Source organism: Streptomyces sp. NBC_00400 (assembly GCF_036048035.1).
Taxonomy (GTDB): Bacteria; Actinomycetota; Actinomycetes; order Streptomycetales; family Streptomycetaceae; genus Streptomyces.
The window spans coordinates 4,377,123-4,389,411 of record NZ_CP107940.1 but is presented as its reverse complement, the minus strand read 5'-3'; the positions used below and the strand labels follow the sequence as shown (position 1 = coordinate 4,389,411).

General features: G+C 72.0%; 10 protein-coding genes. 1 reads left to right on the top strand and 9 read right to left on the bottom strand.

What is annotated here, in order from left to right; genetic code table 11:
• Positions 1–84 precede the first annotated feature (84 nt).
• The 7 genes from fbaA to OHS81_RS19085 all read right to left on the bottom strand — a co-directional run bounded on the left by fbaA (position 85) and on the right by OHS81_RS19085 (position 7,359).
• On the bottom strand, positions 85–1,107 hold the full coding sequence (gene fbaA / locus OHS81_RS19115; protein WP_328385946.1) for a class II fructose-bisphosphate aldolase: 1,023 nt from the start codon (positions 1,105–1,107) through the stop codon (positions 85–87).
• Between the two features lie 218 nt (positions 1,108–1,325).
• On the bottom strand, positions 1,326–1,868 hold the full coding sequence (gene pyrE, locus OHS81_RS19110; protein ID WP_088798586.1) for an orotate phosphoribosyltransferase: 543 nt from the start codon (positions 1,866–1,868) through the stop codon (positions 1,326–1,328).
• 121 nt (positions 1,869–1,989) lie between these two features.
• Positions 1,990–2,853 carry an aldose epimerase family protein gene (locus OHS81_RS19105; RefSeq protein WP_328385945.1) on the bottom strand — a complete coding sequence of 288 codons (864 nt, stop codon included), beginning with the start codon at positions 2,851–2,853 and terminating at the stop codon, positions 1,990–1,992.
• Between the two features lie 144 nt (positions 2,854–2,997).
• Positions 2,998–3,969, bottom strand: a complete 972-nt coding sequence (locus OHS81_RS19100; RefSeq protein WP_328385944.1) for an SRPBCC domain-containing protein — start codon at positions 3,967–3,969, stop codon at positions 2,998–3,000.
• Positions 3,970–4,153: 184 nt separating this feature from the next.
• Positions 4,154–5,878 (bottom strand): polyamine aminopropyltransferase, encoded by a 1,725-nt coding sequence (locus OHS81_RS19095; protein ID WP_328385943.1) that lies wholly within the window; start codon positions 5,876–5,878, stop codon positions 4,154–4,156.
• A 264-nt stretch (positions 5,879–6,142) separates the two neighbouring features.
• Complete coding sequence (locus tag OHS81_RS19090; protein ID WP_129295538.1) at positions 6,143–6,664, bottom strand: DUF2617 family protein; 522 nt, start codon at positions 6,662–6,664, stop codon at positions 6,143–6,145.
• Positions 6,665–7,071: 407 nt separating this feature from the next.
• Positions 7,072–7,359 carry a hypothetical protein gene (locus OHS81_RS19085; RefSeq protein ID WP_328385942.1) on the bottom strand — a complete coding sequence of 96 codons (288 nt, stop codon included), beginning with the start codon at positions 7,357–7,359 and terminating at the stop codon, positions 7,072–7,074.
• Between the two features lie 199 nt (positions 7,360–7,558).
• Between OHS81_RS19085 and OHS81_RS19080 the strand changes: the two genes are divergently transcribed.
• Positions 7,559–8,737 carry a pyridoxal phosphate-dependent aminotransferase gene (locus OHS81_RS19080; protein WP_328385941.1) on the top strand — a complete coding sequence of 393 codons (1,179 nt, stop codon included), beginning with the start codon at positions 7,559–7,561 and terminating at the stop codon, positions 8,735–8,737.
• Positions 8,738–8,924: 187 nt separating this feature from the next.
• On the opposite strand, the gene OHS81_RS19075 is transcribed toward OHS81_RS19080, so the two are convergent.
• Both OHS81_RS19075 and clpB read right to left on the bottom strand, forming a co-directional pair.
• Entirely contained in the window at positions 8,925–9,461 is a 537-nt protein-coding gene (locus tag OHS81_RS19075; RefSeq protein ID WP_088798597.1) for a YbjN domain-containing protein, read from the bottom strand.
• 166 nt (positions 9,462–9,627) lie between these two features.
• Complete coding sequence (gene clpB, locus OHS81_RS19070) at positions 9,628–12,258, bottom strand: ATP-dependent chaperone ClpB (protein ID WP_328385940.1); 2,631 nt, start codon at positions 12,256–12,258, stop codon at positions 9,628–9,630.
• Positions 12,259–12,289: the final 31 nt, after the last annotated feature.

Here is a 12,289-nt window from a genome sequence, read left to right as displayed (position 1 = left end):
CGGTCCGGGCACGCCAAAGGCTCCGCATCACGGCGGATGCGGAGCCTTGGTGCGCAGCGGGACCGGCCGTGCGGCCGGCCGCGCTTACTTGATCTTGGTGCCGGTGGAGCGCAGGTTCTCGCAGGCCTGGGTGACGCGCTGGGCCATCCCGGCCTCGGCCAGCTTGCCCCAGCTGCGCGGGTCGTAGGCCTTCTTGTTGCCGACCTCGCCGTCGACCTTCAGCACACCGTCGTAGTTACGGAACATGTGGTCCGCGACCGGGCGGGAGAAGGCGTACTGGGTGTCGGTGTCCAGGTTCATCTTGACCACGCCGTTCTCCAGCGCGGTGGCGATCTCCTCCGGGGTGGAGCCGGAGCCGCCGTGGAAGACGAAGTCGAACGGGGCGGCCTTGCCGTACTTGGCGCCCACGCCCTCCTGCAGGTCCTTCAGCAGCTCGGGGCGGAGCACGACGTTGCCCGGCTTGTAGACGCCGTGGACATTGCCGAAGGAGGCGGCGAGCAGGTAGCGGCCCTTGTCGCCCAGGCCCAGCGCCTCGGCGGTGCGCAGCGCGTCGTCGACCGTGGTGTAGAGCTCGTCGTTGATCTCGTGGGTGACGCCGTCCTCCTCGCCACCGGTCGGGGTGATCTCGACCTCAAGGATGATCTTGGCGGCGGCGGCCTTGGCGAGCAGTTCCTGGCCGATGGCCAGGTTGTCGGCCAGGTTCTCGGCCGAGCCGTCCCACATGTGGGACTGGAACAGCGGGTTCTGGCCCTTGGCCACGCGCTCCGCGGAGATGTCCAGCAGCGGGCGGACATAGCCGTCGAGCTTGTCCTTGGGGCAGTGGTCGGTGTGCAGCGCGACGGTGATGTCGTACTTCTCGGCCACGACGTGCGCGAACTCCGCGAGCGCGACCGCGCCGGTCACCATGTCCTTGTTGTACTGGCCGCCCAGGAACTCCGCACCACCGGTGGAGATCTGGATGATGCCGTCGCTCTGAGCCTCGGCGAACCCACGCAGCGCGGCGTGCAGCGTCTGCGTCGAGGTGACGTTGATGGCCGGGTAGGCGAACTTTCCTGCCTTCGCCCGGTCAAGCATCTCGTTGTAGACCTCGGGGGTTGCGATGGGCATCTGTCCGCTCCTTCAGGTATGCGGGTGTGCTTTCTTGGCCCTGACCAGGGGGCGAGGACTTCGCCGAGCACATCTTCCCAGACTCGGCGAATTGCTCCACATCCCGCGCCCGGCCGTCCCGCAGTGTGGGCGGCCGGTTTCACGTGAAACCAGCCGCCCCTCGGTAAAGCCGCAGTTCAGCGCGTTTCTGCCGGATTCCGCGCGGCCCTCGGCCGCGGTCAGCTCAGGCCGAGGTCGCCGAGCTGGTAGCCGGTGATGTAAGGGACTCCGGCCTCCGCGATCGCGGACGCGGCACCCCGGTCGACGATCGTTGCCACCGCAACGACCTCGGCGCCCGCCTCGCGCGCCGCCTCGACGGCGGTCAGCGGGGAGCCGCCGGTGGTGGAGGTGTCCTCGACGACCAGAACCCGGCGGCCCTTGAGGTCCGGACCCTCGATACGACGCTGCATGCCGTGCGCCTTCTGCGCCTTGCGGACCACGAACGCGTCCAGCCGGCCGCCGCGGGCGGCGGAGGCGTGCAGCATCGAGGTCGCGACCGGGTCGGCGCCGAGCGTGAGCCCGCCGACCGCGTCGTAGTCGAGATCGGCGGTGATCTCCAGCATCAGCTGTCCGACCAGCGGCGCGGCCTCGCCGTCCAGGGTGATCCGGCGCAGGTCGATGTAGTAGTCGGCCTCCTTGCCGGAGGAAAGCGTCACCTTGCCGTGCACCACGGCCTTGTCCTTGATCTGCTGCAGCAGCTCGCCGCGCACGTCGTCACTCATGCGCACGAGCTTAAGGGCTGCCCCGTCACCCCTGGCAGGCGCACATGGTCCCGCGGCAGGCGCACGTCACCCCGCGGCGGGCGCTCGACGACGCCCCTCGGGCGGTGTCCTGTGCCGGCCCTCAGCCGGTGCCCTGCGACAGGCTCCGCCAGCTCCAGGTCGTGGAGATCTCCAGCGGATCGATGGGCGTGACCAGGCGCGGCAGGGTGTTGAGGCCGTTCGGCGGGCCGGACTGCGGCTCGACACAGACCGCGGCCTCCTGCTCGTCGTAGACCACGACCCATTCGCCGCGGCTGCTGACCGTCAGCTCCAGCCGGTCCGGCCAGGTGAGGGTGGCCTGGACCCCTTGCGGCATTCCGAAGCAGTCGTCCCAGGGCCCCGGCCGCGGCGGGATCCGCCGGCCGGTCGGGAGGTGGTCCTCGCCCCGCTCCTCCTGCCACTCGGGCGTGAAGTCCAGGCGTGCGTCCTCGCCGCCCTCGCCGAGGTTCCGCAGGAACCAGGGGTGCCATCCGGCCTGCGCGGGGAAGGAGTCGGCGGTCGCCTCGACGCACAGGGTGAGGGTGAGCGAGCCGCCGTCCGCGGCCAGCTCGACGAGCTGGGTCACCCGCCCCGGATACGGCCAGGGCGCCGCCGGATCGGCGAGGTCGCAGGTGAAGACCGCTTCCGTGGCGCTCGAACGCGCGGTCCGCCAGCGGAGGTTGCGGCCGGTGCCGTGGATGGCGTGGGGCGCGGCGTTGAGGGGCATCTGGTGCCGCTCGCCCCCGTTGCGGAACTGGCCGTGCGCGATCCGGCCGCACCACGGAACCATCGGGAAACAGCCGTACCTGTCACCCTGCCGCAGCAGCTCCGTACCGCCCACCCGCAGACCGGCGATCCGGCAGCCGTTGTCCGGACGGACGGTCACTTCGGTGTCTCCGGCGGCCAGCCGTACGCCTGGTGACGCCTGCTCCGGCGCCGCGTTCCGCGTGGTGTTGTCGGTACTCACGGGACCGACCCTAACGGTGCGCCCGCGCCCGGCGCGGGACGCCGGGACGGGGCGCGGGGACGAAGACGGGGCGTGGGGCCCCGGGACGCCGGGCCGGGGCGCGGGACGCCGGGACGGCGCTCGGCCTGCCGGTGAACGACGGAGTCAGCGCCGCCGGCGCAGCACCCGGCCGACGACCACCGCGGATGCCAGCACCACGGCAGCGGCGGGCGCCGCCCAGCGCAGGGCCACCGAGGTGGCGTGCGGTTCGGGCGCGGGCACCGGTGCGTACCGCCCGCGCGGCGGGGCGTGGTCGACCTCCTCCGCGCTGCGCCCGATCATCGTCCGGCGGGCGTGTGCGGCCTCGGCGGGGGCGCGGCCGTCCGGATCGTGACCGTAGGCGTGCTCGGGGTGCCCGTCGTGCGCCGCGCGGAAGACGTCCTCGGCGTCCCCCGCATCGAGACCTCCGACGTCCCCCGCCGCCTCACCGAGGCCTGCCGCATCCCCGGCGCCCTCGTCACCGCCCGGATCCTCGTCACCGCCCGGCTCCAGGGACGACGGCGGCACCTCGGTGCCGAAGACCCCCGGCTCGGCCGCGTCGGCGGTGCCCCCGTCCGAAGGGCCGTCGCCGGTCCGCCCCGCCACCGGACGCTGCCGCAGATCGGCCGCCAGGTTCTCCGCGAAGCGGTCCAGCAGCCGGCGGCCGGCGGTCCGGGCGGACTGGTCGGTGGCCTCGGCGAGCCGGCCGTCGCCATGGACCGTGCCCGAACAGGCCAATGTCGTCCCGGGACCCGGTTCGGTGGCCGGGGAGAGCCGTACGGTCAGGGTCAGCGCCACCGACCCGTCGCCCCGCGTCTCGGTGCCCTTCGCCTCGACGGTGACCACGGCGGCCGCGCCATCGTCGCCCGTCCCGCCGTCGCCGGACCCGCCGTCCTCGGCGGCGGCACTGACCGTCAGCGTGCCGCGATAGGTGATGGTGGAGCTTCCGATACGCAGCCGCAGCCTGCCCACCGGGGTCCGGGGGGCGGCATCGGCGTCGAGCTGGACTCCTGGGACACAGCGCGCCACCCGCTCCGGCTCGGTGAGCGCCTGCCGCACGGTCCCGACGGGAAACGGAACGTACACCTCATGCTCCATGACATGGGAGCCTACCCAGCACCCCCGCACCCCGTGCCGCCCGGACAGAACTTTCTGCGCGGCGGCCCCGGCTCCCGCGCCGCACCCGTCTCCGCCGCGCCTTCCCCGGCCCTTCCCCGGCCCCTCGCCGGCCTCTCACCGGCCCTTCACCAATCCCTCCCCGGCCCGTACCGCCCCCGTCCGCTCAGTCGAGATACCGCGGATGCATCAGCGTCGACGCCGGCAGCCCGGGCATCCGGTCGTGTGCCTCGCCGCGCCGCCCGGCCTGCAGCTCCGCGCAGGTGAGCCCGGCCGGCGGCGGCGCATCGGGCGCCAGACCGAGCCGTGGCCGGTGCCGCGCGGCCAGCACGAAGCCCCAGTACCGGTCCGGGCCGGCCGACGGTGCGGCGGCAGGCACCTCCGCGTCCACCGACGCCACAGGGGCGGCCGTGCGGTCCGGGCCGCCGTAGAACGACGCGGGCCGGCCGGCCAGCCGGTACGGCACGGTCGCCAGGCCCACCGACCGGACCGTCGACTCCACCGTCCAGTACAGGCGCGCGCGCTCGACCGGCGGTCCGGCATGCACCACCAGCCGCCCGCCGGGTGCCAGCAGCCGCGCCGCGAGACCGTAGAACTCCTGTGAGTAGAGCTTGGTGCTCGCGGCGATCCCGGGGTCGGGAAGGTCGGAGACGATGACGTCGAACGGCGCCTGCCGCCGGCCGCGGCCGCGCAGGCCCTGCTGGCGCAGCCACTCGAAGGCATCAGCGGTCACCACTCGCACCCGCGGATCGCTGAGCGAGTGATGGTTGAGGCGGGAGAGGCCGGGGTCGCTGCGCGCGAGCCGCAGGACACCGGGGTCGAGTTCGACGACGGTCACCGAGCGGACCGAGCGGTGGCGAAGGATCTCGCGTACCGCGAGGCCGTCGCCGCCGCCGAGGACCAGTACCCGGCGGTGCGGGCCGGCCGCCATCGCCGGATGCACCAGCGCTTCGTGGTAGCGGTATTCGGTCTCCGCGCTGACCCGGAGCCGGCCGTCCAGATAGAGCGCCAGCGGCCCGCCTAAACCTTTCCTCCCCTGCCCCGCACCGGCTCCGTCCCCCGTACCGCCGGTCATCACCACCTCCTGGATGCCGGTCTGCACCGCGACCCGCGCCGAGGAGCCGTACACCGCCTGCCGGGCGGCCCGTTCGAACGGCGCGGCCAGCAGCACGCCCGCGGCCAGCAGCGCGAGGACCAGGGCGTTGCCGGCGAGCAGTGCCCAGCGGGCGCGGGCGCTCAGATCGTCGCGGAAGAGCCACAGCACCAGCACGCCGCCGGCCACCGCGTTGACACCGCCGGTGAGCAGGGCGCCGGTCAGCTGGCCGAAGCCCGGCAGCAGCAGGAAGGGAAAGGCCAGGCCCCCGACGAGCGCGCCGACATAGTCCGCCGCGAAGAGGTCGGCGACCGCGCCGCCCGCGTCCTGCCGGCGCACCCGCTGGATCAGCGTCATCAGCAGCGGCACCTCGGCGCCGATCAGGATGCCGATGGCCAGGGAGAAGCCGACGAGCGCGGAGCGGGACTGGCCGAACCAGGCGAAGCAGGCGTAGAGCGCCATGGCGGAGCTGCCGCCGACCAGCGCCAGGCCGGCCTCGACCGCGCCGAAGCCGACCGCCGCCCGGCAGCGCAGCCGCTTGGCGAGCAGCGCGCCGACGCCCATCGCGAAGACCATGACGGACAGCACCACCGACGCCTGGGTGACGGAGTCGCCGACCAGGTACGTGGCCAGCGCGACCAGTTCGAGTTCGTAGACCAGGCCGCAGGCGGCGCAGACGAAGACGACGGCGAGGACGAGCAGCCGGCCGGGCCCGGCCGGCACGGGCAGTCGCGCCGGCGTCATGGCCTCCGGCGGCCCGGGGGCGCCGGTGAGAACGGGCTCTGGCGGGTCGATCATAAAGTGAACGCTACGTGACGGTTCCGTGCCCCTCCGTCACCCACACGGGTGCAGTCTGCGGCCACACCCGCCAGCCGGAGCACCCTCCTCACACAGGGCGCCCGGTGCGCTTCCGCACCACACCGGCCGGCCGGCCCGCGCACCCGGCACCGCCCGCGCCCCTCCAGACACCGACGCACCCGGCGCACAGCCCGTACGCCCCTCGCGCCGCCCACGGCCGCACCCCCTCCCGCCGGCCGGACCGGCCCCTTTCGCCCACCCCGGCTAGACCGCCGCGACCGCCGCCCGTACGCCCACCCGGGTGCGCGTGGCCACCAAGCGGCCCTCCTGTGGATACGCGTGCCAGGTCCGCCAGCGCACCTGCCCCTGCTGGCACTGCGCCAGCATCGCCGTGAAGGCGTGCGGCGAGCCGGGGAACGTCCCGGCGAGGCCGTGCGGATGCTCGGCCACCAGCGCGAGCAATTCCTGCGCACGGCCCGCGAACGAGCCGCGCGACAGCGTCTCCACATGGGCGGCGAATTCGTATTCCCAGTCCCCGAGCCGCTTCGCCACACCCAGCGGCAGCGGCGTGCTGCTGCCCGGCATGCAGGCGACCGTTTCGGAACAGGTGCCGCGCTCCTCCTCGAGAAGCACCTGGTGAGAAGCGCCGAGCAGCCTCAACTGCAGCTGTGCGCCGTGAAGTTGGAGATCGAGTACGGCCAGCGCCGGCAGGGGTTCCCTGCCCAGCGCCCAGGCCAGGTCGGAGGCACGGGTATCGGTGTACGCCGTCTGCAAAGTGGTGAGCATGGGTCGGCTCCGCAAGCACGCAGTGGAATGGTGGGCCGGCCCGCCCGTTGAAGGCAGGGAATATCCGCATGCCTGCCGGCTCGTGCCCACGTGGGAACGGAGAACGTGGGGGATTCTCCAGGGAGAGGGAATCATGAAAGCCCTGTCGCCCACAGCGCTTTTACCCATCTTCTCCGGGTTTCCATCCGCCCGGGGGCCCTGCAGTTCACCTGTTCAACGACCAAGCGCCCAGCGGGTGTTGATGTCTTCATCAGCACCCGCCAGGCGCATATGCGGTAAGCAACAGCCCTTACGCGCAAGTGGAGTTGGAGAAACCGGGCATCCGGCTCAGAAGCAACCGGACTCCGGCCTCAGGAGCAACCGACCGCCGACTGGAGCCGCCGTGGGATCAGGAACCCGCCGTCGACTCAGGAACCGCCGCCACCACCGCAGCCGCCGCCACCGCCGCCACAGCCGCCACCACCACAGGAGGAACCACCGCCACAGCCGCCGCCCCCGTGATGCCCGCCGCCGCCGTGGTGGTGTCCGCCGCCCAGGCTCGACCCCCCGTCACCGCCGGCCCACCAGCTGCCGCCGCCCGACGCGGACGAACCACGCCCGCCCCGTCCGCCCCCTGCGCCGGTGACGGCCCGCGAGACCATGGCCAGCAGGCCGATCACCACCACGCAGATCACCAGGAAAGTCACGATCCCCATCTGCCTCACACTCCTTTTCGTTCCCCCGAAGCGAGGCACCCGCTCCGCCCGGCGCCCGGTGCGCCGCTCCGGCGCCGTCCCGCGCCGGGGCCGTCCTGGTCGACGGCCGTCACTGTCCTTCGTACGAGGCTGCTGCCCCGGCCCCGCGATCTCAAAGCACTGTTGAGGAATTCCAGAGGTTCGACGGAGGATGGCGTCCATGGACCGACCGCTGCTGAACCGCCGCCTCGCCGAATTCGGCACCACGATCTTTGCCGAAATGTCGGCACTCGCCGTACGGACCGGCTCCATCAACCTCGGCCAGGGCTTCCCCGATGCCGACGGCCCGGAAGAAGTCAGGGAGGCCGCGGTGCGTGCCCTGCGCGACGGCCGCGGCAACCAGTACCCGCCCGGCCCCGGCATCCCCGAGCTGCGCTGCGCCGTCGCCGCCCACCAACAGCGCTTCTACGGACACCTCGGCCTCTCCTACGACCCCGACACCGAGGTCCTGGTCACCGCGGGTGCCACCGAAGCCATCGCCGCCTCGCTGCTGGCACTGCTGGAGCCGGGCGACGAGGTCATCGCGCTGGAGCCGTACTACGACTCGTACGCGGCCGGCATCGCGCTGGCCGGCGGCCGCCGCGTCCCGGTCACCCTGCGCGCCGACCCCGAGTCCGGTTCCTACCGTCTCGACCTCGACGAACTGCGCGACGCCGTCACCGACCACACCCGCCTGATCCTCCTCAACACCCCGCACAACCCCACCGGCACCGTGCTCTCCCGCGAGGAGCTTGCCGAGATCGCCCGCCTCGCCTGCGAACGCGACCTCCTCGTCATCACCGACGAGGTCTACGAACACCTCGTGTTCGAGGGCGAGCACCTTCCCCTCGCGTCGTTCCCCGGGATGCGCGAACGCACCGTCACCATCGGCTCGGCCGGCAAGACCTTCTCCTTCACCGGCTGGAAGGTCGGCTGGGTCACCGCACCCCCGGAGCTGGTCGGCGCCGTCCGCTCGGCCAAGCAGTTCCTCACCTACGTCTCCGCCGGGCCCTTCCAGTACGCCGTCGCCGAGGCACTGGCCCTCCCCGACAGCTACTTCACCGCCCTGCGCGACGATCTGCGCGCCAAGCGCGACATCCTGGCCACCGGCCTCGCGGAGGCGGGCTTCACGGTCTTCCGCCCCTCCGGCACCTACTTCATCACCACCGACATCCGCCCCCTCGGCCACGACGACGGCTTCGCCTTCTGCCGAGCCCTGCCCGAACGCGCCGGCGTCGTCGCCATCCCCAACGCCGTCTTCTACGACCACAAGGACCAGGGCGCCCCCTACGTCCGCTTCGCCTTCTGCAAGCAGGAGTCGGTCCTGCGGGACGCGGCGGACCGGCTGCAGAAGCTCTGACGCAAGGTGCCGCCGGACGCCCCGGTCCAGACCTCCCGCCGTCACGTCCGGTACACCTCGGGCGGCGGCACATCATCCGGAGACTCCGGCGGCCTGAACTTCTCGGAGTACCTCGTCACCTCACACGGACGCGGGCCCCGGAGCAAAGGCTCCGGGGCCCGCGCAGCCGGGCTGGGTGGGGCGAGACTCAGGCCTCGTCGTCACCCGGCTTCTCGTCGGAGTCGCCGTCGATCTCGGCCTCCAGGCCAAGCTGCTCGACGATCCACTTGTCGAATTCGATCGAGGCGCGGACCCAGCTGACCGTGCTCGACACAAAGTGTTCGAGCGAGACACCGGTGCCGATCAGCATCGATGCTTCACCGATCAGACGGACCGTGCCGTCGTCATGGGTGTGGGTGTAGGCCTTGGGCCACAGCGTCCGGCGGTTCCAGTCGTCGATCGCCTCCAGCAGCTTCGACTTGTCGTCGATGCCGTGGGCACGGTCGTAGAACGTACGGACGGAGAAGATCTGCTGCTCCTCCTCGCCCCGGAACATGAAGTACGTGCGGAACTGCTCCCACGGAGCGGCGAGGTCACCCTCCTCGTCGACGACGTACTTCAGCTCCATCTGGTCGAGGAGCTGCTTGACCAGGTCCTGGTCAGGCACGACGGGACCCTCAGGCCCCGAGGGCTCGGGTTCGGGCTGGCCCCCGAAATTCGGAATCGAGGACGGGTCGATGCTCACCGTGGAATTCCCTTCGTCTGGTCCCTGCCATCCTCCCCCACATCCGCCCCGTCCTGGCAACCCGGGACGGAGCGGATACGGGGAAGAGACCGCTCAGCTGTCGGTCAAGGAAATGATCAGGGACACGGCCGGGCGGCGCAGCCGTACCCCCGGATCGCGGCACCGGTCAGGCCACGGCCCGCCCGGCCGGCTCCACCGACAGCTGGTCACCGTCCACATCCACCCGCACGGTGTCCCCGTCCAGCACCTCGCCCGCCAGGATGGCGCGGGCGAGCGGGTCGCCGATGGCCGTCTGGACCAGCCGGCGCAGCGGCCGGGCACCGTAGGACAGGTCCGGCGCGGGAGCGTCGGTCACCGGCTCCTGGCCGAGCCAGGCGAGCCAGGTCAGGGCGCGGTCGGTGACGTCCAGGGTCAGACGGCGGTCGCCGAGGCGGCGCTGCAGGTGGTCGAGCTGGATCCGGGCGATCCGCTGGAGCTGGTCGGTGCCGAGCGGGTGGAAGACCACCACGTCGTCGAGCCGGTTGAGGAATTCGGGGCGGAAGGCGGCGCGGACCGTCTCCAGCACCTTCTCCTTCTTCTGCTCCTCCTTGAGCAGCGGGTCCATCAGGAACGCGGAGCCGAGGTTGGAGGTCAGGATGAGGATGGTGTTGCGGAAGTCGACCGTGCGGCCCTGGCCGTCGGTGAGCCGGCCGTCGTCGAGGACCTGGAGCAGGATGTCGAAGACGTCGTGGTGCGCCTTCTCGACCTCGTCCAGCAGGACGACGGAGTACGGGCGGCGGCGGACCGCCTCGGTGAGCTGGCCGCCCTCCTCGTAGCCGACGTATCCGGGCGGCGCGCCGACCAGCCGCGCGACGCTGTGCTTCTCGCCGTACTCCGACATGTCGATCCGGACCATCGCCCGCTCGTCGTCGAAGAGGAAGTCCGCGAGCGCCTTGGCCAGCTCGGTCTTGCCGACACCGGTCGGGCCGAGGAAGAGGAAGGAGCCGGTGGGGCGGTCCGGGTCGGCGATGCCGGCGCGGGTGCGGCGTACGGCGTCGGAGACCGACCGTACGGCCTCGGTCTGGCCGATCAGGCGCTTGCCGAGCTCTTCCTCCATGCGCAGGAGCTTCTGGGTCTCGCCCTCCAGCAGCCGGCCGGCCGGGATGCCGGTCCAGGCGCCGACCACATCCGCGATGTCGTCGGGACCGACCTCCTCCTTGACCATGGACTCCTTGGACGCCTCCTGCTCGGCCTCGGCAGCGGCCGCCTCCTCCAGCGCCTGCTCGACGCCCGGGATCTCGCCGTAGAGCAGCTTGGAAGCGGTGTCGAAGTCGCCGTCGCGCTGGGCGCGCTCGGCCTGGCCGCGCAGCTCGTCGAGCTTTTCCTTGAGCGCACCGACCCGGTTGAGGCTTTCCTTCTCCTTCTCCCAGCGGGCGGTCAGACCGCGCAGCTCCTCCTCCTTGTCGGCGAGGTCCTTGCGCAGCTTCTCCAGCCGCTGGAGGGAGCCGGCGTCGGTCTCGTTGCGCAGCGCCAGCTCCTCCATCTTGAGACGGTCCACGGCGCGCTGGAGCTCGTCGATCTCCACCGGGGAGGAGTCGATCTCCATACGGAGCCGGGAGGCGGCCTCGTCGACCAGGTCGATGGCCTTGTCGGGCAGGAAGCGGGAGGTGATGTAGCGGTCGGAGAGGGAGGCGGCCGCGACCAGGGCGGAGTCCGCGATCTGCACCTTGTGGTGCGCCTCGTAGCGGCCCTTGAGCCCGCGCAGGATCGCCACCGTGTCCTCGACCGTCGGCTCGGCGACCAGCACCTGCTGGAAGCGCCGCTCCAGCGCCGGGTCCTTCTCGATCCGCTCGCGGTACTCGTCCAGCGTCGTCGCGCCGACCATCCGCAGCTCGCCGCGGGCCAGCATCGGCTTGAGCATGTTGCCGGCGTCCATCGAGGAGTCGCCGCCGGCGCCCGCGCCCACGACGGTGTGCAGCTCGTCGATGAAGGTGATGATCTGGCCCTCGCTGGACTTGATCTCCGCCAGGACGGTCTTCAGCCGCTCCTCGAACTCACCGCGGTACTTGGCGCCCGCGACCATCGCCCCCAGGTCGAGCGCGACCAGCCGCTTGTTGCGCAGCGACTCGGGCACATCGCCCTTGACGATCCGCTGCGCCAGGCCCTCGACGACGGCGGTCTTGCCGACGCCCGGCTCACCGATCAGCACGGGGTTGTTCTTCGTACGGCGGGAGAGCACCTGCACCACGCGCCGGATCTCGTGGTCCCGGCCGATGACCGGGTCGAGCTTGCCCTCGCGGGCGGCCGCCGTGAAGTCCGTACCGAACTTCTCCAGCGCCTTGTACGTGCCCTCCGGGTCGGCGTTGGTCACCCGCTGGCCGCCCCGGCTCGCCTCGAACGCGGCCAGCAGCTTCTTGGCGCTCGCGCCCTGGCCGGCCAGCAGCTCACCGGTGCGCCCGCCCTTGGCGGCGATCCCGATGAGCAGGTGCTCGGTGGAGACATAGGCGTCACCGAGCTCCTTGGCGCGCTGGGTGGCGTCGGCGATGGCGGAGAGCAGATCGCGGTCCGGCTGCGGCGGCGCGACCGTCGTGCCCTGCACGCTCGGCAGCCCGGCGAGCTGCCGCTCGGCGCCGTTGCGCAGCACGGCGGCGTCCGCCTCGACGGCGGACAGCAGGTCCATGATGTTCTCGTTGTCCTGCCCGGCCAGCAGCGCGAGCAGGAGATGCGCGGACGTCATGTCCGCATGCCCGGCGGTGACCGCCCGCTCATTGGCGGCGCTCAGCGCCTCCCGGCTCTTGTTGGTCAGCTCGGCGTCCACGTCCTCGCGATCCTCCTCGACTCGTCCTCAG

Coding starts and splice junctions, on each gene's coding strand:
- fbaA (WP_328385946.1), bottom strand. CDS start 1,107: ATGCCCATCGCAACCCCCGAGGTCTACAACGAGATGCTTGACCGGGCG.
- pyrE (WP_088798586.1), bottom strand. CDS start 1,868: ATGAGTGACGACGTGCGCGGCGAGCTGCTGCAGCAGATCAAGGACAAG.
- OHS81_RS19100 (WP_328385944.1), bottom strand. CDS start 3,969: ATGGAGCATGAGGTGTACGTTCCGTTTCCCGTCGGGACCGTGCGGCAG.
- OHS81_RS19095 (WP_328385943.1), bottom strand. CDS start 5,878: ATGATCGACCCGCCAGAGCCCGTTCTCACCGGCGCCCCCGGGCCGCCG.
- OHS81_RS19090 (WP_129295538.1), bottom strand. CDS start 6,664: ATGCTCACCACTTTGCAGACGGCGTACACCGATACCCGTGCCTCCGAC.
- OHS81_RS19085 (WP_328385942.1), bottom strand. CDS start 7,359: ATGGGGATCGTGACTTTCCTGGTGATCTGCGTGGTGGTGATCGGCCTG.
- OHS81_RS19080 (WP_328385941.1), top strand. CDS start 7,559: ATGGACCGACCGCTGCTGAACCGCCGCCTCGCCGAATTCGGCACCACG.